The organism is Termitidicoccus mucosus (assembly GCF_038725785.1).
GTDB lineage: Bacteria > Verrucomicrobiota > Verrucomicrobiia > Opitutales > Opitutaceae > Termitidicoccus > Termitidicoccus mucosus.
Genome location: NZ_CP109796.1, coordinates 1389992 through 1413899 on the forward strand (window position 1 = coordinate 1389992; position 23908 = coordinate 1413899).

The following is a 23908-nucleotide window of genomic DNA, read 5'->3' on the forward strand; positions in this document are numbered from 1 at the left end:
AATTAATTTCAATTCAAATGGGTGAAAATGTGATACTTATTTTTTGATTAATTTGTAAAATGTTATATGATAATTAATTATAATAATTTAATCCGCGACTCCAATATATATAAAAATGGCAAAAAATTAAAAATATGGCAGCTTTTTTGCCTTAGATGTATGGTCCCAGAGAGAGGTGGTGAGGATTGGAAGAGAAACGAAATGGTTCTTTATGGAAGGCGGAGCAAATGAATTGGAAAGGGGTAAGACCGGAGAGTGTTTTGAGGCGTTTGGCGAAGTTGTAGGCATTGAGGAATGCGTCGAGATGTTGTCGGAGCTGATCGTGATGGAGGTAGTGGTAGGCGCGGACGGTGGCTTCTTTGATGGTGCGGTTCATGCGTTCGACCTGGCCGTTGGTCCAAGGATGGTTGGGTTTGGTGAGGCGGTGGTCGATTGAATGGTCGGCACAGGCCAGTTCGAAGGCGTGGGCGGATCGGCAAATCAATCGACGGACACGAAATGGGCTACTGTCGGCTGGCAACGCCGGCAAAAGACGCCCGCGCGGCGAGCGGCCAGCGTCGGAAGCCGACGCGAAGCAAGGCCGCGAGTCCGCCCCCGGCTTTTCGCCCCCGCCGGACACCCCTCTTTCCCCAGCAATCCTAGGACGCACGAACGAGGACGGGCGGTAGATGCGTGCTTATGCGCCGATGGGGCTTGCGAGTAGGGGCGTGTTGAAATTCCGGTTTGGAGCGCCAGCGCTCCACCTGCCCAAGAGCCGCGGAATTTCCCGGCAGTCAAGATGGAGGCGACGAAGGAGCACGACCGTGACGCCCGGAGGCATTTGTCTTGGATATTTGGACCTTTTCCGGGGACGATTGGTTCTTTCGTGCGAAATCCGGCGGCGAGCTGCTACGCAGTTGCCAAACGCTGGACAATCGGCACTGTCGGAGGCATGCCAATGACAGTTGAACAAATCGTTGAGGAAACCGCGCAATGGCCGGTTGACGCCGTCGCCGAACTTCTCGACCGCATCGCGCTCGCCAAACACGGTGACATGAGCGCCGCTCGCATGGACGCGTGGACCGGGACTGCCTTGCGGCGTTGTGCCGAGCTCGACAGCGGGCAGGCCGAGTTGATCCCCGGCGCGGTCGCCAGCGCCCGCATCCGCAAAATCGTCGGGCGATGAAGCCGCACGGGTTTCATCGCGAGGCGCTTGAGGAATATGCCCGGGCGGCGGAGGACTACGCGAAGATCAGCCCCGAACTCGGCGGACGGTTTTATGACGAGATCGAACGATTGATCGGTGATGTCTGTCGCGCACCGGTGCTTTACCGGCGTATCTGCGGCCCTGTCCGCCGGCACTTTTCGACGGTGTTCCCCTTCGCCATCCTTTACGAGGACCGGCCTGATCACGTCCGCATCGTCGCCGTCATGCCGATGCACCGTGACCCGGATTATTGGAGTCGCCGCACAGCCTGATAGCCTCGATCGCCGCTGCGCAATGGGAGCACCAGGCGTAAGAAACACTATGCGCGAACTTCGTCGCCTTTGTGAGCAGCCCCTGGCCTCCGGCATCAACGGCGCTGCCCTGCGCGTGGACGGCGGACTGGTGCGCAGTGTCTTCTGACCGGCCGGAGCATTACTCCGGATACCTCAGAGGAGGCACTCTGTCCCGGTTCACGTATGGAGGGAGCCAGTATGCGGTATGCCGTTTGAACATACGAGGCTGGCCGGCCGGCCACCAGTTTTTCCAGTCCGCGGGATCGGTGTTGACTGTCGCACTTTTCGCGCCTTCGCCGTTGCCGTTTGCGCAGGCCACGGCGTATTCGGTGAAGCTGGCTGTCGCGGGTGCGGGTGTGTCGCGGGGCAGCGCATCGGAGGCGCGGAGGGTGGCGTCACGCACAGTGTAACTTCGCTCCAGACTAACATGGATGCGTTCCCACGCGCCACCGGCCCGGCGGCGGTAAAGACGGTATTCGCCGACGCCCAACACCTCGCCCCAACGGATTTCGGCGGCGCCGTCCGAGAGAATCACCGAAACGCCATCGGGCGGCGAGGGCGGCACGTTGTCTACATAGACGGGGTAATCCGCACCGGGTTCGCTCCGACGGTCGCGATTCAGCGCGAGGAGGCGCACGTGGAGCTTGCCCGGAGCGAGGCCGTCGAGTTCCAGCGGTGATGCTGGCGTGACGCCGGCATTCTGCCAGGTGGCGCCGCCGTCACGACTGGTCTCGGCCCGGTAGGATTCCGCACCGGCGACGGACGTAAAGTGGACTGACGCGCCGCCCGTGCGGTTCACGGTGCGAAGCACCTCGGGCGCGTCAGGCTGAGGGAAGCGGGCGGTGATTTCCCAGCGGTGGCGGCCCGGTGGGATGACGGCCTCCATCGCGCTGGCCTTTTTCTGAAACGCGATTTCGACGCCGTCGAGCCACCAGCGCAATGTCCCCGCGCCCGCGCCGGCGGGGAGGCTCACGCACAGGCACGTCTCGGCGGCGGTCTGCACCATGCCGGCGATTTCGCGCGGATTGGAAAATGTCGCGCTCACGGCGACGTCGGCGGCAGACCCGACGTCGAGGCGCACGCCTTTCGCGCCGATGGAGGTTCCCTTGAACAACGCCAGCTCGGTGACGCCGTCGTTGCGGTGGCGGATGACGCCGGCGGCACCGGCGAACGTGTCGCCTTTCTCGTCGTATTCGAGCGGGAGCCGCCGGCGAAAAACGCAGTCGCGACTGTCCGGTGTTTTGACGAAATACACACCCTGTCCGGCGCGGGCGCGATTGCGCCACGTGTATTGTTTCAGGGCGGCGGAGCGCACGGCGCTCACATCGCGCGTGTTCATTTCCTCCATTTCAACCGCATCGGTTTTGTGCGTGACGATGACGAGGCTGGAGCCACGCGCGTCGCGCAGGATGCCCTTGGAAATGTTGGTTTGCACCTCCGTCCAGTGGTCGGGGCGGGCGGCGAGCGGGTCCAGGAACATCAGCTTGGGAAAGGGCAGGTCGCGGGCGGTGAACCATGAAAAACGTCCGAAACCGTCGGTGGGGCTTTGGTCGAAGATGACGAGGTAGTCGTCGCCGACGAGCATGACGCTGCGGCTTTCGTATTGCGGCCACGAGTAGGCGGCGGGGCCGCGCCGCGCGGCCAACTCGGCGAATTGCGCGCAGCCGAAATCGTAGAGCGGGCGGTCGAGCACGTTGGCGCCGATGCCGTGGTATTTGCCGTGTTTCATGAAGCCGAAGGTGGTCGAGCTGATGGTTTCCTCGCTGAAATGGTCGCCGGTGTTTTCGCGCTCGTGGCCCGACCAGACGAGGCCTTGCGCGAAATAATACAGCGTGCCGTTCGCGCCCTCGCCGTTGTCGCCCCAGCGGTAGTTTGGACCGGCGTCCACCTGATCGAGGTGGACGGACATCTCGCCGGGCGTGCCGACACCAGCGCGCAAAATCACGCCGTGGCCGGTGTGCTTCGAGCTATGCAGGCGCGGACGCGTGCCGGGGTTTTTCGCCAGCGACACCGGACGGTACGCGGTCCACTCGGCACCGGTGTCCTTGGAGCGGACTTGCGCGTCCACCCAAAACAAATGCTCGGCGGTGAGCGGATCGAAATGGGCGAGACATTCCGCGAGGCCGGCGACTTGCCAAGGGGGGACGACGCCAGTGCCGGTGCCGTGCGCGCCGTGCGACGCATACTGCCGCTCGAAGCCGAGGGCCGGGTCGAGTTTGTCGCCGGGTTTCCATGCTGGCGGCGCTGCTGGCGGGACCGGTTTCGCGGACTGCCGCCAGTAGGGATCGGGGTTGTAAACCGGCGCGGTGAGCTGGTCCACCATCCAACGTCCGCGCAAGGCGAGCCACGGGTCGGCCATGCGGTTGACGCCGTCGGTCGCAGCGGCGTGACGCTGTCCGGTAAGCGCAGGCAGGAGGTAACCCCAGTTGTAGGTGCCGAGACTTTCCGTCCAGCGCCCGCCCAGCGCGCCCCACGACGGCACCGCCGGGCGCGTGTGAAAACAGTGCAGCAGTTCGAGGATTTTTCCAAACTGGTCGCGCCACACCGATGCCATCGGATGGTCCGGGAAAAGCGAGGCCACGATCGGCGGCACGGAAAAGCTGTCCATCGCCATGTTCGGCGTGCCCGCCAGTGCCACCCGCGCGGGCGAGATGTCCTCGCCGGCGTTGATGTAGGCGGAGAGCAGGAACAGGGCGTCCACCTGTTTTTTTTGCTCTGGCGGCAGCAGCCGGCCTGCGTCCCGATAGGCGTCAGCCAGCGGGCGCAGCACGCGATGGCGGATGTCCATGACGACCGGGTTTATGCCCGCGCCGTAGGTCATGAACACAGAGGAGCGCGCCTGTTTCACCAGTTCCTCCGGCGAAAGTGCACCGGTGCCACCGGCTGCCTCCAGCGGCACCGGCGGTGCGGCGTTTTCAGGATAGGCGAGCACCCAGTCCTTCACGCGATCAAGGTTGAGCGCGCCGCGCCACGCGCGCTGTGCCTGCGTGTAGCGGTAGGGGAAGTGCGCGTCGCCGCCGATGGTCAGCGCCATGCCGCCGCCACGAAACACGCCGTCGCCTTTCGCGGAGGCTTTTTCGTAGAGGCGCAAAATTCCGTCCGCCGTCCGCTGGTTCGCGACGGCGTCGCCCAGCGCGATGCCGGTGTTGCGGCTGCCCTCACGCAACGGCCATGTCCAGCACAGCACGCCAGTCTCCCGGTCCGCGCGGAAGCGCACTTGCAGGGCGGTGGAGGGCTGCCAGATCATATACTGGCCGTCCTGCCAGCGCAGCGCGTCGAGCACGAACAGCCCCAGTTCCTCGCCGTCCTTCGCGTCGTTCCAGAACGAGACGGCGGGCGACGCCTCGCGCACTCCGTTGCCCGAGTAGGGGCTGAGCCGGAAAAGCATTTCCTCAAAAACATTTTCCTCCAGGTTTGGTGCGATCCACTTCGGATCCTCCTCCCAGTCCGTCGTGACCATCGGCTCCGTGAAACCGAGCCAGCGTCCGGCGCGCTGGTGAAACAGCGCCAGCGTCCCCTCCGGCACGCCGTGCGCCGCGTAACGGTGCGTCGGCGCGAAATTAGTCCAGCGCATCTCCACGCGGGCGTTGTCCGCCTCCGAGAGGCCTCTGATTTCCTCGTCGCACTCGATGAAATCGTAGCCGGCCACGACGCGCAGCGTCGTCGTGTAACGCGCGCCGCCGGAAAAGTGGTAGGTGAGCTTGTAAGCATGAAACAATTCGCCCTCCGCTAGCGGCACCGTCTCCAGCCGCGAAATCGTCCGTGTGCCGGCGACTAGGCGGTTGTCGCCGAGCCAGCCGGCGCCGCGCTTGAGCGCCATGATTGGCGCGGGCACCGGTTCGCCCGGCGCGAAGACGCGGCTGCCCGGAATTTTAACGGACAACCGCCCCGTGCCCGCCTCGATTACGCCGCCGCCTGCGCCACTGGAGGACGCACGCGCGTCCGCCGGCAACGCCGCCGCCGGTGCCTCCCCCGCCGTGCGCCGACGCAGCTCGAACACGCGTTTCGCGCCGGGCGGCAAGTCGCAAAAAAAATTCACCCGCGCGTGGCGCAACGTCCCGTCGGGGCTCATCGCGACCTCGGAAAACTGCATGGGCTCGGCGACGCCGGACGGCTGCCTCACCAGCGCCAGCTCCTCCATGCGGGGCGCCGCGCCGCCGAATTCAACCTCGTAGGAAACCAGCGTGCGCGGCCAGTGGTAAACGGGGCTGTCAATGTGGTCCTCAATGACGAATTGCAGCGCGCCCGTGTCCGGGAAATGCCGCGGCTGGCCGGAAGCGAACGCGACGGCAGCGGCGAAAGCAGCCAGCGCCACCGCCGCGCACAGGCGGGCGGCGGATTTGATGGGGACGTTTGTGCGCATATTGTTTTTCATATTATCCACCCGTTTTTTTCCGCCAGCACGCGAGTTTTACTCCGGAGGGATTTCCACCGGTTTCCTCGAAAAGGAGCAGCGTGTTTTTCCCGGCGCGCAGCCAATCGCGCGGCACGTGGTAATAACGCTGGCAGGGTCCGCCCGGCGGCTCGAAAACCATGACCTGGTTGTGCTCCGTGTGGATATCACCCGGTGCGACAGAGCGAATCAGCCAGTAGCGGCCGACGCACTCGCCGTTCACCCAGGCCAGCCCCTTGCCGAGCCCGTCGAGGTCGAGCGCCACCGGTGCGTCGCCGTCCGGTGCCTGAAACTCCACGCGAAACCAGCGCAGCGGACGGCCCGCGTCGTCCGACGACAGCGGGCGCCAGCACACGAGGCGGCCCGGCGGCTCCTCCCCCGCCGCGCGCTCGCCGGCGAGACCGGCGTGGATGGACCACTCGCCGAAGCGGACGACGGCGCCGCTGGAGGCGGTCGCGACGGGCAGCCACACGACGCGGCCCCAAAAACCCTTGCGCTCTTCCGCCATATTGCTCCGGCCCGCCTGCCAGTCGCCCTTGATCAGGCCCAGCGAGCAGACGAGCAGCGTCAGTTCGTGGTGCCCGGGCGCGAGTTCCATTTCAAATGACTGCCGGTAATCCGCGCTGTCCCACGCGCCGCGATCCTCCGGCAGGTGCGTCCGGGAAACCGCCGCTCGCGCGCCATCCACGAATACTTGGAAAAAATCGTTGATGCCCTCGAAAACGAGCGTCCCTTTTTGCGTGGCGACGCTGTTGACGGACAGTTCGCACTTATACCACGCGTAGTCGCTTTTGTTTTTGGTGAAGGCGAGTTGCTCGCTCGGCTGCCCGATGGCGAGCCAGTCGCCCGTGACATCCGGTGGTGGCTCGTCCGCGACCAGCCAGTCGGACTTGCCGAAAGACGACGCGGGAACGAACACGCGCGCCACCGGGTCCGGCGCGTCCGAGTCTGCCCCCCGCCAGATTTCCCGCCCGTCCGCAAGCATGAGCACGCTCTGCGCAGGCAGCGAATAATTCCGCCCGCCCCACTCCATGGCGCGAGCGCCGTCGGGCGGCGGATTGTCGTTGCACAGGAACACCACCGATTTTCCGCCGTGGGAAAACACCCGTGCCTCCAGCCCGTCGCCGGCGCGGCGCGCCTCCGGCAGGTCGCACTCGACAAGCGTGTCCTCGTGCGCGCGCAGTGCGTGGTTGAGCGAGCTTAACAATTCGAATTTGCGCGTCCGGCAGCCGAACTCGTCCAGTGCCGCGTCGAAATCGTAGTTTGCCGCCTGCAAATACATGCCGGTGCGCCCGAAATTAGTGCCGCCGTGCCAAGGGAAATAATTGATGCCCTTGCCGCCCTCGGCGAAGAAGCGCGCGGCGCACCACGCCATGTTGGCCGCCGGGCGGAACGGGCGCGGCAGGCCCCAGACCTGATACCACGCCATCCACGCCTCCGTCCACAAACAGGGATGCCCGGACGCCCAGCGCTTGAAGGTGCGGACAAACGGGTGCGCGAAACCGGCGTTGAGCGTCGGCACGGCGCGCTCCAGTTTCGGCGCGGCCAGCATCATTTCGGCGCTGCCCACCGGGTTGCACGCCGTCAGCGGCGCCCCGGTTTCGTAGCCGGCGATCAAGTCGCGCAGCCACGTCATATAGGCGCCGCCCTCGCCGCCGTAGGCCGGGCCGATGTTGGCGTATTCGTTTTCCACCTGCACGGCGATGATCGGCCCTCCCGCTCTGTCGAAAAGCGGCAAAAGATAGGCGAACAATATATCGAACCATTTGCGCACCTCGTCATAATACGCCTCGTTTTTCGTCCGTAGCCGGACGCCGGGGGCATCGCGCAGCCACGCGGGAAACCCGCCGTAATCCTGTTCGGCGCAAATATAGGGGCCGGGGCGGAGAAACACCTTCAGCCCCTCGGACGCCGCGCATTCGCAAAAATGGCGGAGGTCGAGCCGACCGGAAAAATCATATTTTCCCCTTTCGCGCTCGTGCTGGTTCCAGAAAACATAAGTTTCCACGCAATTCAACCCGCCCGCGCGCGCCTCTTGCATAAGACCCGGCCACATGGCGGGCGTGCTCCGCGGATAATGAATGGCCCCGCTCAGCAGCAGGCTCCGGCGCCCGTCGATGATGCATGACTTTGCGTCGATGGAGATGCTCATACGGTAATTTTGGTATAAACAAACATGCGCCCCTCACAGGTCCCACACGGTCAGCCCGCGCAGGCTCTTTTTGCCGGCATCCCTTGCCGGGAGGAGCAGGCTGGCGGCATATCCGATGGCCATGCAGGAGAACACCGCGACGAAGCCGTGCAAAAATACACTCGTGTGCGTGTAAGTCTGCACCCACCACGTCACCACGATGCTGCCCACCGCACCGATGACCACGCCGATGGCGCTCGCCTTGCGTGTGAGCAAACCCAAGGCGAACACACCGGGGAAGCCGCCGCCGATCAGCGCGGCCAGTTTTATATACTGCTCCCACAACGACGGCACGCCCATCCTCGCGATATAGGCGGCCATGCCTGTCGCGATGATGCCCGCGACCAGCGTGGTCCGCCGCGCGAGTTTCACCCGCCGGGCCTCCGTGGCGTTTGGGCGAAACACGCCTTGCACATCGGTGACGATGATGGCCGCCGTCGCGTTCAACGCGCTGCTGAGCGCCCCCATCGCCGCCGCGAACAGCGCGGCGACAATGAGCCCCACCACGCCCACGGGAAGCTCGTTCGCCACGAAATACGGGAAGATTGCGTCGTTCGGCAGGCCGGCGGCGAGGCGCTCGGGATGGATTTTATAAAATACATAGAGCGCCGAGCCGATGAAAAAGAAAACCACCGAGGCCGGAAACGCGATCGCCGTGCTGGTGAGCAGCGTTTTTTTCGCGGCGACGGCGTCCTTGGCCGCGAACACGCGCTGCATCACCGGCTGGTCGGAAATATTCGTGATGGCCGACGCCAGCATCATGCCTCCAAACACCCAGACCGTCGGATCGGTGGCGTTAAAACTCCATGAGATCATCCTGAATTTGTCGTCCGCGGCCCCGGCACGAAGAATGCCCGAAAGCCCGTCCGGCACCCCGTGGAATATATACCATAGGGCCACGGCGATGCCGCCGAAGGTCACCACGACCTGCATGACATCCGTCCAAACCACCGCCTCGAATCCGCCCTCCATCGCGTAGAGGGTCGTCACGACACCCATGAGGCAGATGCTCAAATATACATTCAACCCGGTGACGGTGGACAGGGCCAGCGACGGCAGCAGCATCACCACGCTCATGCGCCCGCCGATTTTCAACAGCACGGCCAAGCCGGCGCCCAGCAGGCGCACGCCGGGCGAGAAGCGGTTTTCCAAATAGGTGAACACCGTGGTGATGTTCAGGCGGCGCAAAATCCCCACAAAGACAATTGCGGTCAAAATCATGCCCAGCGCCTGCGACGGGGACGATCCAAAAGAGAGCCAGTCGTTCATATACGTCATCGCGGGCAGCGCCATGATGCTGATGCTGCTTGTCGTGGTGGCGAACACGCTGATGGCGCCCGCCCACCATGCCACCCTCCCTCCGCCCAAAAAATAATCACCCGCCGATCCTTGTTTTCTTTTGGCGCACAGCCAGCCGATGAAAAGATTCAGCGAGAAATAAACGGCGAGAAGCACATAATCCAGCCACGCGAGGGTGCGCGGTGTGAAGGCGGCCAGGAGGGGAGTCATCGAGTTGATGCCAATGGAAACAACCAAGGAAGCCCGCAAGGAGATTCATTCGGTTGCGGGCTTGTTTAATGTTAATGTTTAAGACGGTAGCTGAGTGTGAGCTGGACCGGGTCGCCCACACGGGCGCCGCGCAGGTAAACCTCATTGAGAAGATTCTGCACGTCGAGGCTGACCTTGTGGCTGAACCGCGTCTTGCCGCGCCCCGTGTCCCAGCTGTAGCCGGCGCCGAGCTGGACGAGGAAATAGGCGTCGTTCTTGAAGAAATAGGTGTCGGCGTATTCGATGCGCTGGCCGCTTTCCGTGCGGGTGAGCGGCACGCCTTTCACATCGCTGTTGCCGAGCACGCTGGAGGTGCTGTTGTTGACCAGCGACTCGCCTTGGTAGCGCACGCCGGCGCGGAAGTCGAAACCCTTGAGCGAGCCCTCGAAGAAGCGGTAGCTGAAGGTGACCGCGCCGGTCCACTCGGGACCGTTGTCCGGGCGGACGTGCAGCAAATACTGCTCGGTGGGGTTGGAAATTTCTATATACCGGATGTCGTTCCAACTCAGGGAAAAGGTGGAGGAAATCTCGCGGGTGGGGCGCCAGCTGCCGTCCACCTCGAATCCTTGGGAGCGCACGTCGGTGAGAATGCTGTAGGCGTGGTTGATGTGGGGGCTGAGGATGTTATTGTTGTTTTCATCCCTGGCCACGCGCGGGATGTTCTTGCGCACGATGCTGTAGCCGCCGAGGGTGAAGGTCAGTTTCTGGTCGAGCAGGTCGAATTTGACGCCGGCCTCGGAGCCATAGCCCGTTTGCGGGTCAAAGACATTGCCGTATTCGTCCACATTGTTTGCATTGACGGACTGCGGAAGGAAGGCCGAGCTGAAATTGGCAAACAGCGAGACGCCCGGCGTCGCGCGATACAGGACGCCCGTCTGGTAGGTCAGGGCGTCCGAGGTCGGGCGCTTCACCTTGTTTCCGGCAGGGACGTTTATGACGATAGGGGGGCCGCTTGGATTCTGCGGATTCGGGCCGTAACCTGCATAGAGGGTATTGAGCCAGTCGGTTTGCTCCACGCCAATCCGGTCGTAACGCCCGCCCACAATGACAAACAGCTTTTTGTCCAGCAGGCCCAGCCGGTCGCTGAAGTTGATACCTTTGGTGGTGGTCACGGTCTTGCTGTGGGCGAGTTCGGTGGTCCAGTCGTAAAAATCTGCGTCGTAATCAAAGCCCGGAATCTCCAGTTGGGCGCCGGTGAAAATATCATTAAACGCGATGCTGCCCCCGCCCGCCCCCATCCAGCGCTGCTGGGCGTCGGCGGGCTGCCGTTTCCAGTCGAGGGTAACCAGCGCCTTGTGCTCCACCGGCCCGGTTTTGAACTGGGCCAGCCAGTCGGACTGGAGTGTGAGCGCGTGCTCGCGGTTCCGGTTAACCTGCGGAGACCAGAGTCCCTCGACGGTGCCGGTGGTCAGATTGTAGGTGTTGTGGTTGCTGCCGCCGTTGTTCCGCGTCTGCCCGACGTTCTGGGGCCGGTTCATCCACGCACCTTTTATTTGCATGGACAGCCAGTCCGCCCACTGGTGCGTGAAGTTGACGTCGAGCTGAAGGGGCTCTACCTCGCCGAACACCCAAGGACCGTTGGTGTTGATGTGGCGGTATTTTTCCCACTGGCCGCTTCCGAAAATGCCCACAGCCTGGCGGGATTTGCGTATGACGGGCGAGGCGCCCGTTTTGTCCACCACTTCCACGTTGGTGAACACAAAGGGCATCAGGCTGGCATTCTGGCCGTGGGTTTTCATGTAGATGTAGTCCAAATTGGCGGTCAGGGAGGTGCGGTCGGTGATTTTCCACGTGATCGAGCCATAGATGTTGTTGCGCTCGAACTCGGCGAAATTCTGCATGCCATACTCGGAATACTCCCGCGAGGCGGCGAACCGGCTGAAAACCTTGCCCTTCACGATGGGCTGGTTCAGGTCAATCTGTGCGCGATATGTGCTGTGCCCAGCGAAGCTCACCCGCAACTCCTGGAACGGCTTTGGCTGGCCTTTTTTGGTGATGCGGTTGATCAAGCCCGAGGGTTCGGACTGGCCGTAAACGCCCGCGTTGGCACCGCGCACGATTTCCGTGCGCTCCAGCGACGCGGGCCCGAAGACACCGGCCTCGCGGATGCCGTTTTTATAAACGGCGAAGCCCCTTATGCCGCGCATGTTGATGGCGCCCGTGCCCTCGGCGAACGTGAAGCTGCTGTTGTAGCTCAGGAGATCCTGACCAGACAGGTCGAAGAGGAGAAAATCCTCCAGAAAATCCTTGGTGACCACATTGACCGCTATCGGCGTTTCCATGATGAGCGACGCGTAACGCGTGCCGGAGGTGGTCTCGGAGGGCAGGTAACTGTTATCCTCGGCGGCGCTCACCGTGAACGGGGACAATCTTATGATTTCCTCGTCGTCATTTGCCTGGGCCGGTTTGGTCGTTTGGGCCACCGACCAAGCGGAGCCCATGGATATCGAAAACAATATATAAATCACGCCCTTGCAGAAAAAACGCTTCCGCGAGAGGACGCATGCTTCAGGTGTAACTATCGGATTCATGGTGGTATGGAGTCTGGAGTTTTTTTGGGACTAACGATTGGGTAACGCCAACCAGCTTGCAGGCAGCCCGGAATTTGCGCACGGACGGATTTCTGAACGAAACGCGCCGCGAAGTGTCTGAATCGCTCATGCCGGCCCGCGAGGTTAAATAGAAGGCGATCGGAAACAGGCCTGTTCCATGGTTGCCGTCACTTATGTGGCATTAAGCCAAGGCAATGGTTTGCATGGCAAAAACAGATTGCAGGCAGTGTCTCCATCGGCTTTTGATACATAAGAAGTAATCTTTGGATCCTTCCCTCCCCCGCCCTATTATGCTTCGTTATTTATCAAAAGGACAACGCCTCTACGACAACGAACACGATTACCATCCGCCCGGACGCCTCCGTGGCAACTGGGAATTTGCCTCCATTGTGCACGGCCGCGCGCGACCCGTTCTGCCCGGCGGGCCGCTGGGTGCTTTCGACACAGATGTCCTGTGGCTTTTCCCCCCGGACTCCCCGCATGGCTGGCGCACCCCGGTCGGGGAATCATGCTCGGTCTATATGTTCCATTTTGCCTCGCTGCATCCGGTTCTCGAAAATGCCCTGCCTCCTTCGAAATATATCCGCATCCCGCTCGGCAAGGCCGAGAAACGCGCCATCGTCGGCATCTACGACATCCTGCTCCCTCACTACCGGCAACCGCGGCGTATCAGCCTGTTGCGATTCGAAGCGGCCATGCTGGAATTATGTTATCTCATCCTTGAACGCGACCAGGTGCTTGCCAACGCCATCGTCTTCAACGCGGACGACGAAAAGGTGTTGCAAGCCCAGCAATGGTATCGCGAGCATCTTGCCGAGGGCGCTGGGGTCGAGGATGTCGCCCGAGCCGTTCATATTTCCAACAGCCACCTCCGCCGCCTTTTTAAGAAAGTCCACCATGAATCGCCAAGACAGATGCTAAACCGCATCAGTGCCGAGGAGGCCTGCCGGCTCATGTCCACCACGACATTGAGCTTCAAGGAGATTGCCGTGCGCTGCGGATTCAACGGCTTCAATGAATTCCACCGTTTTTTCAAGCGCATCAACGGCCACGCCCCCTCCGACTGGCGCACCAATCATATCTACGCAGGCGAGGGGATTTCCACGAGCAAGCAGGGCGGCAACGCCTGGGTCTGATGCCGCGGCGCTCTGCCTGTGTCCGAGCGGGGGCTGATGAGCGATTCAGACACAAGCAGGCGCGATTCTTCTGCCATTGCATCATGGCATTCTTCCCGCGTGTCCGCAATCTCCGGCAATATCAGGTTTTCAGCATTGTTGTCTCGAATAGTTTATTCGCATGAAATCGTCCCCGCCCTGGACAGTGGCGCCGGATGCGCATCGATCTGAAGGCCGTGACCGCACGTCCATGATCCCGCCAATCCTCCCTAATGATAGAAGCTTTGTTTAATAATTCATTATTCCATGCCAAATCATATTTTATGCTCAGGGGCCTCGCGTCCCGTCAAAAACCTGCCTCCCGTTGAAAGCATCGCCCGGCGCATCATGAGGGGCGCCTCCGCGGACAATCACATGGACATCGACAACTGGAACTGGGGCGCGGGAGTCGGGATGTATGGGCTGGCGCGCCTTTGGCTGCGCACGGGCGACACGGCCTACCTTTCCTTTCTCAATTCGTGGATAAGACGCCACTGGAAAGATGCCGCGAACATGCTCACGGTCAATCATACCGCGCCGCTCCTCACCTTTTTCGAACTGCACGGACTGCCCGGAAACGAGGACTACCTCGAAGCCTGCCGCCAGACCGCGGACTGGCTGATATCAGGCGCGACGCGCACGGGGAGCGGCGGATATGAGCACACGGTCAACGCCGACGGCAGTCATTTATTTCCCGAGCAGATATGGGCGGACACCCTGTTCATGGCGTGCATTTTCCTGGCCAAAATGGGCCGCCTGCTGGATGAGGTCAGTTATACAAACGAGGCGACCAGGCAGTTGCTCATCCATCATCAAATCCTCAAGGACAAAAACACCGGTTTGTTTTATCATGGCTGGGACTGCCTTGCCCGAAGCTGGATGTCGGGGGCGTTGTGGGGGCGCGCCAACGCGTGGATCACGGCGAGCACCGTGGAGATACTGGAAGCACTCCCTCCCTCCTTCGAAGGACGCGATGCTATTGTCGGGTCGCTTCGTGAGCAAGTCGCCGCGCTTTCCACCTATCAGCGCGCCAACGGCCTTTTTGGCACGCTTCTGAATGATCCCTCCGCCTATGACGAAACCTCATGCGCCGCCGGCATAGCCTATGGAGTCAGGCGCGGCATAAAAGCCGGCTTGCTCGATGAGAGCCATATGCCAATGGCCGAAAAAGCCGGCCGGGCCGTCTTGGCCAAAGTCAATTCCGCAGGCGAAGTCGAAGGTGTGTCAGGAGGCACCCCGATCATGCCGACGCTGGCGGATTATAAAACAATCGAAATCCGGCCCGCCCTCTACGGACAAGCATTGGCGTTGTTGATGCTTTGCGAAGAATGAACCGAGCGCCCAACAGCCTGGCCGGAGGGTTTTCCGCAGAACGGGTGATCCTCCGCTCGCCACCTTTTGGCGGCTGGCGCCCGGCGGAAAAGATTCCACCCTATCGCGCAGCCCCGGCATGGCCATGCTCTTGGGTCCGCGCCGATTCGCTTCCGCCCGCTCCGGCAGTGATTGCCTACCGCTGCACGTTCAACTGGAGCGGCGGCAGACTGCGGCTGCATGTCTCCGCCGACGAACGATACGAACTCTGGCTTGACGGAACCCGCATTTCCCGCGGCCCCGAACGGGGGGACAAGTGGCGCTGGTATTTTGACACGGTCGACATCACGCTGCCCGCCGGACCGCATATCCTCGTGGCCCGCACCTGGCACTTGGGAAAATCCCTCGCGCCGTGGGCGCAAGTCAGCGTGCAGCCCGGGTGGCTGTGCGCGCCGGACGACCCGGCGCTTGCGCCGCTCTTGGGCACCGGCGCCGCCGCGTGGACATGGAAGCAACTGGACGGTTACACATTTATAAATCCCAAGGAGCAACCCGGCGCCACGCTCGGGGCGGGCGCGCTTGAGCGCGTGGACGGCGCGGCATTCCCCTGGGGATGGGAATTGGGAAAAGGTGAAGGCTGGAAACCCGTTGTGGCAAGCGCGCCCGTCGCCAGTGGATTTTACCTGTATGTTTATAATAATGTGCCGTGGATGCAGCCCGCGATGCTCGGCAGCCACTCCGCAGCCAGATGGGAACGGGCGCATCTGGCGTGCCTAGACGACAATCCAGCCGACGACAAATACGTAAAGGACAGACAATGCGGCGCGGAGATGGAATCATGGCGCGCATGGATCGAAGGGCGCGGGACACTCAGTGTTCCACCACACGTCACACGGCGCGCCTTGCTGTATCTCGGTGATTATATTTGCGTCTATCCTTCAATCGTGGTCAGCGGCGGGTGCGGTTCTTGCATCAAATGGAGATGGGCCGAGGCGCTTTGCCAAACCCCCGGAAACCCCGGGGACAAGGCCCCGCGCAATGAATACACTGGTTATCATATGCGCGGCATGGGGGATGAACACCATCCGGATGGAGGCGCCCGCAGGGAATTCGCGCCCCTGTGGTGGCGGTGCGGATTGTGGCTTGAAATCAATATAACAACCGGCGGCGAACCGCTGCTGCTGGAATCGCTGTCATTCGAGTCCACCTGCCACCCGCTGCCTCGCGACGGTGTTTGTGAAACCAGCGACCATCAACTGAACTCCGTGCTTTCCATTTGCGAGCGGACGCAGCAAATGTGCGCGCACGAGACCTATCTCGACTGCCCCTATTATGAGCAGCTTATGTATGCCGGCGACACGCGCATCCAGGCCCTGCTTGGTTACGTGACGACGCGCGACGATGCCTTGCAACGCAAGGCGCTCCTTTCATTCGCCCACTCCCGCCACAACGGCGCCAATCTCCCGACATCGAACAACCCGGCGGCCAGCGGCCAGATCATCCCAACGTTCAGTCTGCTGTGGATAAGCATGCTTCGCGACTACGCGCGATGGCGGGACAACCCTGAATTTGTCACCTCCCTGCTGCCTGCGATACGCGGCGTGCTCGAACAATGGTTTACCTTTCTGGATGAACGCGGACTGGCCGTGAGTCCGCCGGGATGGAACTTCATCGAGGCCGTATATAATGACGGCGTGTTTCCCGGATGCGAGACCGGCTCCGTGAACGCATCGCTGAACTGGCTGCTGGCCCATGCCCTTTCCGATAGCGCCGAACTGGAATATCAGTTCGGGGATGCCGATGTGGCCGCCCGTCACGCCCGGATTGGGCGGCGCCTGCTCGGCGCAATCGACCCGGTTTTTTGGGATGAAACCCGGCAGGCATATGCGGACGATGCCGCGCATACTTTCTTTTCGGAACACGCGCAATCACTTGCATTGCTCCATCCCCTGCTTTCCGTCCGGCGCCGTGAACAGCTTGCCGCGACGCTGTTTGATGGGGGAAATGATTTTATACGCACATCCGCTTATTTTTCCCATTATCTGTTCCTTGCGGCCTTAAACGCCGGGCGGAGCGATATTATGTTTCAACGACTGGCAGCGTGGAGGGCGCTGATTGACCAAGGATTTCGCACCACTCCGGAATATCTCGGGCGTACGCGCTCGGACTGTCATGCCTGGAGCGCGCATCCCCGATACCATCTTGCCTCCGGGCTGCTCGGGCCGGAGCCCGGCGACTGGGGTTTCGCGTCATACCGGCTGCGGCCGAGCATAATGCCCTTTGCGAACCTGCGTGTCCGCATGCCGCATCCCAAGGGCATCATCGAGGTGAACGCCGATTGCGACAGCAGGCAGCTTCACTTGCGCGGAAAAGCGCCGGCCGGAGTGCCGGGGAAACTCATATTGCGCTCAAGGATTTTGGAAATCCAAGCCGGCGGGGAGCCTTTTATATTCAAACTGGAGCAATCGGAGCTGAATCATGTTTATGAATAAGTTCCCGGCGTTGTCCCTTTCCCCTCGCACCACGAAATTCCACCCCATGACTCCCATGAGAAAAACCACCACCACCCGCCCGCTCCGGGCGCTCCTTTGTGGCATGGCATCGCCCTCGTCGCGGCGTCGGCACTGCCCGCCGCCGTCAAGGTTCCCGCCGCCTTCGGCAACCACATGGTCCTCCAGCGCGGCCTCCCCGCGCCCAACCTCCGCAACGAAGCCGGCCTGCAAGCCACCGCCTTCACCTTCGACGAACCGCCCCCGCCCTCCGAACTCGCCGGCATCGGCGCCGCCGGCGCCGGCTTCCAACTCGTTTACGCCCTCGATCCCCTCGCCACCCAGAGCCATGAAGTCACCTACCAAATCGACAACTCCAAAAACTTCGTCGGCAAAAAAATCAAGCGCATCGCCTGCCTCCTGCGCACCACCGCCGCCGGCGGCGGCGCCGCTCACGCCTTTGTCGCCATGGATGCCTTCACCGGCGACATCAAAAAAATCGGCGTTCCCACCAAAAACTCCGGCGCCCGCTTCTGGCAGGACGTCGCCAGCCTCCTCGTCCAGTCCAACGTTCCCGGCGTGAAAAACGGTGCCTTCAAGCAAGGCTAACATCGAATTTTGGGACTGCAACTACAACCAGCAAAACGTCGCCAAGGTTCCCGGCGCCAGCGATACCGCCTACGGCTTCGGCGACAGCCAAAGCGCCAGCGTCTCCCCCGGCTACGGCTGTATGCAGATCCACAACACCGCCGAAAAACAAACCGTCATCGCTTACAACCACTGGAGCGCCGGCAAAGCCTGCGACCTCGGCATCGGCAACCAGCCCGAGGGCAGGAAAAACAGCCTCGACTGGACCTTCTCCCGGTCTGGCGCGAAACTCCAGTCCGCCCGCCTCCTCGTCTTCGTGCAAGTCGAGGAATGAGAGCATTTCCGAACCAGAATCACACGACAGCTGGCCTGCAGTGGCGCAGGCCCAATAAAGTGTGATTCTCATTGGCAAATGGTATTATGCGTTTTGAATGCAAAATGGGCTGGTTCCGCCCGTTAATTTTCGCCGCCGATGACAATCAAGGAATTTTTCAAGAACGACCGCTGCGCGGCCCTCGCCGGGGTCGAGCTGCTGGAGGCCGCACCCGGCGCGGCGAAGGCCCGGATGGAAATCAAGGACATGCACCTCAACGCCGGCAATGTGGCGCAGGGCGGCGCGATCTTCACCCTGGCCGACCTGGCCTTCGCCGCGGCGGTCAATGCCTGCGGTAACTGGGCCGTGTCCGTCGAGACGGGCATCCGGTATTTCAAAGCCGCCGCCGCCGGAGCGCTCCTTGCGGAGGCGAGGGCCGTGCATGTCCACCGGAAGCTGGCCACCTTAACCGAGCAGTAGGCTTCCTTCCCGCTGAATGTGAAGAAACCAAGCGTCTAGTCAAACGCTGTTGCGATGTGACAGACGCCCACAATGCCTCCAAGGAAAGCAAGCAACTATACCCGATCTGGCCGCTCTGAAGACGGATATAGATGCCGCAAAAGCGCTTCTCGCAAATATCCGTGCGCGGCAGGAAGCAGCAAAAACCGCCGCTAAAATTACAGCTAAATCAATCGGGGCAGGAACTCCGTAGAGTGGCACGCAAATGACTCAGTCACGCTGTTCTTCGGTCACGGCACAAATTATCGAAAACCTATCGACACACTACACGAGTCTATCGACCGCCGCGCGGTCACGCGCAGTAGTCTTTCCAGCCGTTTTCGCACATTCCTCCGCCTCAAGAAAGAGCGAGTGGTGGTGGAGTGGTGACAAAGTAGTGGTGAAGTGGTGGCGGAGTCGCCCGAGGCCTAACCGCGTTAGGGGTAGAGTGTCCTGTCTGCCATGAATTCTGCGGCTTACGCTTTTTACAAAGGCGGATGCCTTTCACTGATTGGTTTCCTGTTGGTGCGGGGTCTTGGACGGATGTGTTTGGGCCGTTCTTTTCTGGTGGGTTTTGGCGTTCGTTATATCGGAATTGAAGGCCCGGTTGATGGGTCCGTTTGGCCTGAGTTGCCGGAGTGATAAGGTGTTCCTATGGGACGACCGAATGATCGTCGGTTGGGACGGGAACGGACGTTGACGACCGAATAAATCTGGCTAAGATTTTAGCCTGTAAGTTTGCGCCATTTTTGTTTGATGGCGTCGGATTCTAACTCATGTCCAAAGCGACCGCCACACTGGTTTCACCTGCGAAACAAAGCACCCTTGCCAAGGGGCGCGGGGGGAATCCTTTTTCGGCGATCCCTCCTCCGCGTGAGCTGGTGGATGCTTGCAATGAGGTGGAAACCTGGACCCGGCCCGAATTGCTTGCGCTGGCGGTGGCGCGAGGATGCGGGCACTACGCCCCGCAATGGCGGGAACTCCCGCCCGTCAAAGGCAGTTTGCCCAACGAGGTGCTGGGCTGCTGCTTGCTGCGTGGCCCGGCTGACGTTGAAACCTTCCGGGCCATCCGTTGCGCGGCTATGGTATTGAGCGATCTGCGCAATCGAGCGGACGGAATCGGCTGGACCGCCCGCCGTTTTCGGGTCGCAGGGCGGGCGATGCACATCGCGCGCCTTGGACTCACGGCGGACACTCACCCGGCGTATTGGCGGCGCGTGATCGATGCGCTCTCCCCTTTTGAGCCCGGCGAGCCTGAGTTTCTGCCCGGTGTGTCGCGCCTTGTTTCCGAAACGCGCTGGACCGGGCCGGGATTGGGCGCCTCCCGGCAATGGCTGCGGCTGGGTGACGAATGAACCCGGCCCAAGTTATAGCAGATACGCTGCACCGGCATCTACAAGAGAGGACGGAACTTGTGGTTTTCGGGGCTGCGGCCCTCTTGCTCGACCATCGTTTCGCCGAGCGGATGGTGGGACGCCTGACTCACGACATCGACATCATCGTTCCTGAGACCCGCGAACTACAGGTGAATACCGACCGCCAATTCTGGCACGCCTTGGAAGTTACGAATCGCGAATTGGAGCGCAAGAAGCTCTACATCACCCACATCTTCCCTGAAAACGAAGTCACGCTTACACCGGAATGGAAGCAGCATACCGTCGCATTGCTGAATCCGCAATGGCCCAAGCTTAACCTTATCAGGCCGCATGTGCTCGATCTGATCGTTTCGAAAATGGGACGGGGCGATGTGGAGGATCAAGCCGACGTGCGTTCGATGCTGCGTCTGCACCGCGATGTGGAAGGTCAGACGATCACGGCGGCGGAGGTTGCCGCAGCGGCCCAGCGGGCGCGAGTGCCGGAGGTCTATCGCGAGTTATTCCCTCGCGCCTCCGCTCAAATCATCGCGGCGGTAAGGGAAGCCGAAATCACGATTAGAAGCGGCCCGCGCATGGGCTTGTGATAGCAATGGAGGGCCGACAGGATCGTGATCAAGCCCGTCAGTGGATCGCATGCGGCCAGATGGTCAGCGAGTGCCCGGGCGCTCCTTGCTGAAATCGTTTCATTGGTCGTGTAGCCGGACGCGCTCTTCCAACCCGGGTCCTGTCTGCCATGGATAATTGAGGCATTTTTTGCCTGCGATTGCGGCTTTCGTGTTTGCCTGCTTTGCCAGGCTGAAAAAGTTCAAGGCGGAGGCTGATCCTGTGCTTCGTTTGTTTTGTTCAGGAAATGTTTCGGCTGGACACAGTATGCAAGTATGTCATTATATAAGCCAACTGGTTCGCTTCGACAAGCCCTGCCGTCAGTTGCATGGAGCCGTGGAATACTTCCGCGAGCACCTCCGTGTGGGTGACTATTTGACCGAGGAAGGTCGTGCGGCAATGACCTGGGCGGGGCTGGGCGCGGAACGGCTGGGTTTGTCGGGCGGATGCGATCTCGTTGCCTTCCGGCGGCTGTGCCAGGGGCATCATCCGGCCACGGACGAAAAGCTCGGCGTCCGGGAAAAGGCCGACCGCCGGCTGTGCTACTTTGGGCAGATTTCGGCACCGAAAGACGTTTCGATCGCCTGCCTGGTGGGTGGCGACCAGCGCATCCTTGGATGGTGGAATGAAGCGGTCACGGAAACGTTGCAGGAGATTGAGGCAACCGTCGCCACGCGCGTCCGGAGCAAGGGAGTGAATCAGGACCGGATCACCGGCAACATGATCACCGCCGTCGTGACCCACGATGCGAGCCGCGCACTCGATCCCCAGCTTCACACGCATCTCTGTCTGCTGAATCTCACCTACGACGAGACGGAGAAGCGGTGGAAGAGCGTCCAACCCTCCGGTTTCTACCACCACCCCGGCTATTTCCGCGAAGTCTGTTACAACAAGCTCGCCGAGCGGATGCTCGCCGCCGGCTACAATCTCGAACCTGCCCGCCGGATCGGTTTCAACATCGCGGGATTCTCGCCGGAGCTGCGCGAGACGTTCAGCAAGCGCCGCGAGGAAATCCTGCGCCGCGCCCGCGCGGCGGGCGTTTCCTCCCAAGCCGAATTGCAGGCGATTACGGCGGAGAGCCGGGCGAAGAAAACCAAGGCGACCGCCGCCGATCTCCGCGCCGGCTGGCTCAAGGAGGCGGGCGCGCACTTGGACTCGGTGCACCGGGTAATCGCGGCGGCGGGAGGACCGATCCCGCCGGTCCTGCGCGCCAACCCCGCCGAAGTCATTGCTTCCGCCGAGGCGCACGTCTTCGAGCGCCGGTCGGTCGTGGATGAAAAGGTGCTCTTGCGGGAAGCGCTCGCCACCGGGCGGGGGCGCGTTTCCTTGTCGGACTTGAAGGCCGGGCTGGAAGCACGGGTTTCCGCTGGCGCACTCCTCCAGCATGGCAATCTGGTCGGATCTCCCGAGGCGCTTGCCTGCGAGCAGGAGTTCATCGCGTGGGTGAAATCCCAAACCCAGGGCTGCGGACCTTTGGGCCGGGTATCGGAAGACTCGAAGATTGCGCCTAATCAAGCCCGCGTGGTCGCGGGGATGATGGAATCCGAGTCCCGCGTGGTGATCCTCCAAGGTGATGCCGGCACCGGCAAAACCACCTGCCTGCGCCCCGTGGTTGCCGGTATCCGGGCGGCGGGTGGGCAGGTCTTCGGTTGCGCTCCGTCGGCCAGCGCCACGGATGTCTTACGCCGGGAGCTGACGCCCGAGGCGGACACGCTCCAGCAACTGCTCGTGAACGAATCGCTCCAGCAAAAGCTGCGAGGCAGCGTCATCGTGGTGGACGAGGCGGGGCTCATCTCCGCGCGCCAGATGCGCGACCTCTGCCGGCTCGCGGCGGCGAATCAGAACCGGCTGATCCTGGTCGGCGACACCAAGCAGCACAGTTCTGTCGAAGCGGGCGACGCCCTGCGGTGTCTTCAGCAATACGGCAACGCGCCGGTTTTTCGGCTAACAGAGATTCACCGGCAGAAAGATCCCGCCTACCGGAACGCGGTGGCGCTCCTCGCCTGCGGGAAGGCTCAGGAAGCCTTCGATACGTTCGACCGGCTGGGCGCGGTGAAGGAAATCAAGCACACGCGCGCCCTCCTGCGGATCGCAGCGGACGATTATGTCCGCACGTTCGTGGCCGGGAAAAGCTGCCTGGCGATTTCGCCGGTGTGGTCGGAAATCCATGCCTTCGCGGACGAGGTCCGCACCCGCCTCAAGGCACGCGGCGTCATCACCGGGCTGGAGCGAAACGTGTCCACGGTGTTCTCCCTCCAGTGGACCCGCGAACAACTCCGCCGCGTCGAGCTTTATCAGCCGGGCGACGCGCTCACGTTCCACCGCGCGGAAGGCGGATTTGCGAAGGGCGAGACCGTCTCCGTGGTGCGGCGTGATGTTTTCTCCCTGATCGTCCGCCGGGATGATGGTTCGCTGGTCCAACTCGATCCCCAGACCAATCGCGGTTTCGATGTCGGCATCGTCCGGCAGATCCCGGTGGCGGTCGGCGACCGGCTCTTGATTCGCGCCAACCGCAGAGAATCCCGGCTCAAGAACGGCGACTTGGTGGAAGTACAGGCGTTTACCCCGGAAGGCGGCATTGTCCTGCGGGATGGCCGGAATCTGCCGCCGGACTTCCGGCAGTTCAGCCACGGCTACGCCACGACCTCGCACGCCTCCCAAGGGAAAACGGTGGCCCGCGGACTTCTGCTCATGGCCGAGTCGGGGCTCGCCGCCGCCAACTTGAAGCAGGCTTACGTGAGCAATTCCCGGTTCGAGGAAAGCCAGATGATCTACACGACCGACCGCGCCGAGGCACGCGAGGCGATGGCGCGCGACGCCGACCGCAGACTCGTGACGGAACTGGTCTCGGAAGCGGCGGTGCCCTCGGCCCGAAAGGCTTTCCTCGCTCAACTCTATTCCTTCGGCGAGCTATCCGGTGACGTGATGCTGCGCGGATGGAAGGAAGGTCCATCGGTCGCCCCCGAAACGCTGGCCACCGGGACGTTCGGACGATGACGGAGAAAACGCAGAACATGCCCGTCTGGGGACGGTTGGCGGACGAGAACCGCACGGCCATCGTGGTGCGTTTCGTGCTGCCGGATCGCACCGTCTCGCTCCCGTATCACACGCTGGTCCGGTGGGAGTTGTCCATCGGCGAAAGTGAAACGCTCGCGATTCAGGCGGCGGGTGTGCTCGTGACCGTGCGCGGCCGGCTGCTCGCCGTCCTGCGGGACGGCCTGGATCAAGCCCGGCTGGAGCAGGTGCGCGCCCAAGGCGAACGGGCCGCGCTTCGTGCGGCACCGGGCGAACCGTGGATTCAGGGCATCGCCGTGGAGATAAAATGAAGAGCACGCGCCGCCAGCACCTCACAAATGAACCTCTTTTGATATGCGCCACTTCCCATCCCCGAAACACGATTGAACCGCGATGAA

General features: G+C 61.9%; 16 protein-coding genes and 2 pseudogenes. 13 read left to right on the forward strand and 5 right to left on the reverse strand.

Going from position 1 to position 23908, the window contains the following annotated elements:
- Window positions 1-151 precede the first annotated feature (151 nt).
- Window positions 152-466, reverse strand: a pseudogene (locus tag OH491_RS04565) (integrase core domain-containing protein); the annotation flags it as partial.
- Window positions 467-937: 471 nt separating this feature from the next.
- On the opposite strand from OH491_RS04565, the gene OH491_RS04570 reads away from it, so the two are divergent.
- The 3 genes and pseudogenes from OH491_RS04570 to OH491_RS04580 form a co-directional block, all read left to right on the forward strand.
- Complete coding sequence (locus OH491_RS04570) at window positions 938-1165, forward strand: addiction module antitoxin RelB (RefSeq protein ID WP_334319089.1); 228 nt, start codon at window positions 938-940, stop codon at window positions 1163-1165.
- A complete protein-coding gene (locus tag OH491_RS04575; protein ID WP_068769126.1) occupies window positions 1162-1458 on the forward strand; it encodes a type II toxin-antitoxin system RelE/ParE family toxin in 297 nt (98 codons plus the stop codon). The genes OH491_RS04570 and OH491_RS04575 overlap by 4 nt, the downstream gene beginning before the upstream one ends.
- Before the next feature lie 53 nt (window positions 1459-1511).
- Window positions 1512-1606: pseudogene (locus OH491_RS04580) on the forward strand (SDR family NAD(P)-dependent oxidoreductase); the annotation flags it as partial.
- A gap of 12 nt (window positions 1607-1618) precedes the next feature.
- Here OH491_RS04580 and OH491_RS04585 read toward each other — a convergent pair.
- The 4 genes from OH491_RS04585 to OH491_RS04600 form a co-directional block, all read right to left on the reverse strand.
- Window positions 1619-5842: a hypothetical protein gene (locus OH491_RS04585; protein ID WP_145928601.1), complete on the reverse strand. Its 4224-nt coding sequence runs from the start codon at window positions 5840-5842 to the stop codon at window positions 1619-1621.
- A gap of 13 nt (window positions 5843-5855) precedes the next feature.
- Window positions 5856-8024, reverse strand: a complete 2169-nt coding sequence (locus OH491_RS04590) for a beta-galactosidase (RefSeq protein ID WP_068769124.1) — start codon at window positions 8022-8024, stop codon at window positions 5856-5858.
- A gap of 33 nt (window positions 8025-8057) precedes the next feature.
- Window positions 8058-9572 carry a sodium:solute symporter family transporter gene (locus OH491_RS04595; RefSeq protein ID WP_145928600.1) on the reverse strand — a complete coding sequence of 505 codons (1515 nt, stop codon included), beginning with the start codon at window positions 9570-9572 and terminating at the stop codon, window positions 8058-8060.
- 71 nt (window positions 9573-9643) lie between these two features.
- Window positions 9644-12142, reverse strand: a complete 2499-nt coding sequence (locus OH491_RS04600) for a TonB-dependent siderophore receptor (RefSeq protein WP_084441884.1) — start codon at window positions 12140-12142, stop codon at window positions 9644-9646.
- A 311-nt stretch (window positions 12143-12453) separates the two neighbouring features.
- Here OH491_RS04600 and OH491_RS04605 point away from each other — a divergent pair, with 311 nt between their 5' ends.
- The 10 genes from OH491_RS04605 to OH491_RS04650 all read left to right on the forward strand — a co-directional run bounded on the left by OH491_RS04605 (window position 12454) and on the right by OH491_RS04650 (window position 23821).
- Window positions 12454-13299 (forward strand): helix-turn-helix domain-containing protein, encoded by an 846-nt coding sequence (locus OH491_RS04605; protein WP_068769121.1) that lies wholly within the window; start codon window positions 12454-12456, stop codon window positions 13297-13299.
- Between the two features lie 285 nt (window positions 13300-13584).
- A complete protein-coding gene (locus OH491_RS04610; RefSeq protein WP_084441883.1) occupies window positions 13585-14649 on the forward strand; it encodes a glycoside hydrolase family 88 protein in 1065 nt (354 codons plus the stop codon).
- A gap of 167 nt (window positions 14650-14816) precedes the next feature.
- The gene (locus OH491_RS04615; protein WP_068769120.1) at window positions 14817-17120 is read left to right on the forward strand and encodes a family 78 glycoside hydrolase catalytic domain; all 2304 of its coding nucleotides are present in this window, start codon (window positions 14817-14819) and stop codon (window positions 17118-17120) included.
- Window positions 17121-17216: 96 nt separating this feature from the next.
- Window positions 17217-17726, forward strand: coding sequence for a hypothetical protein (locus OH491_RS04620; RefSeq protein ID WP_068769119.1), 510 nt, complete (start codon window positions 17217-17219; stop codon window positions 17724-17726).
- A complete protein-coding gene (locus OH491_RS04625) occupies window positions 17707-18039 on the forward strand; it encodes a hypothetical protein (RefSeq protein ID WP_068769118.1) in 333 nt (110 codons plus the stop codon). The genes OH491_RS04620 and OH491_RS04625 overlap by 20 nt, the downstream gene beginning before the upstream one ends.
- Before the next feature lie 138 nt (window positions 18040-18177).
- On the forward strand, window positions 18178-18498 hold the full coding sequence (locus tag OH491_RS04630) for a PaaI family thioesterase (protein WP_068769117.1): 321 nt from the start codon (window positions 18178-18180) through the stop codon (window positions 18496-18498).
- 794 nt (window positions 18499-19292) lie between these two features.
- Window positions 19293-19871, forward strand: coding sequence for a hypothetical protein (locus OH491_RS04635; protein ID WP_084441881.1), 579 nt, complete (start codon window positions 19293-19295; stop codon window positions 19869-19871).
- The gene (locus OH491_RS04640; protein WP_068769115.1) at window positions 19868-20476 is read left to right on the forward strand and encodes a DUF6036 family nucleotidyltransferase; all 609 of its coding nucleotides are present in this window, start codon (window positions 19868-19870) and stop codon (window positions 20474-20476) included. Before OH491_RS04635 ends, OH491_RS04640 begins: the two co-directional genes overlap by 4 nt.
- Window positions 20477-20762: 286 nt before the next feature.
- Window positions 20763-23492, forward strand: coding sequence for a MobF family relaxase (mobF, locus tag OH491_RS04645; RefSeq protein ID WP_084441880.1), 2730 nt, complete (start codon window positions 20763-20765; stop codon window positions 23490-23492).
- The gene (locus OH491_RS04650; RefSeq protein WP_068769113.1) at window positions 23489-23821 is read left to right on the forward strand and encodes a hypothetical protein; all 333 of its coding nucleotides are present in this window, start codon (window positions 23489-23491) and stop codon (window positions 23819-23821) included. Before mobF ends, OH491_RS04650 begins: the two co-directional genes overlap by 4 nt.
- Window positions 23822-23908 lie beyond the last annotated feature (87 nt).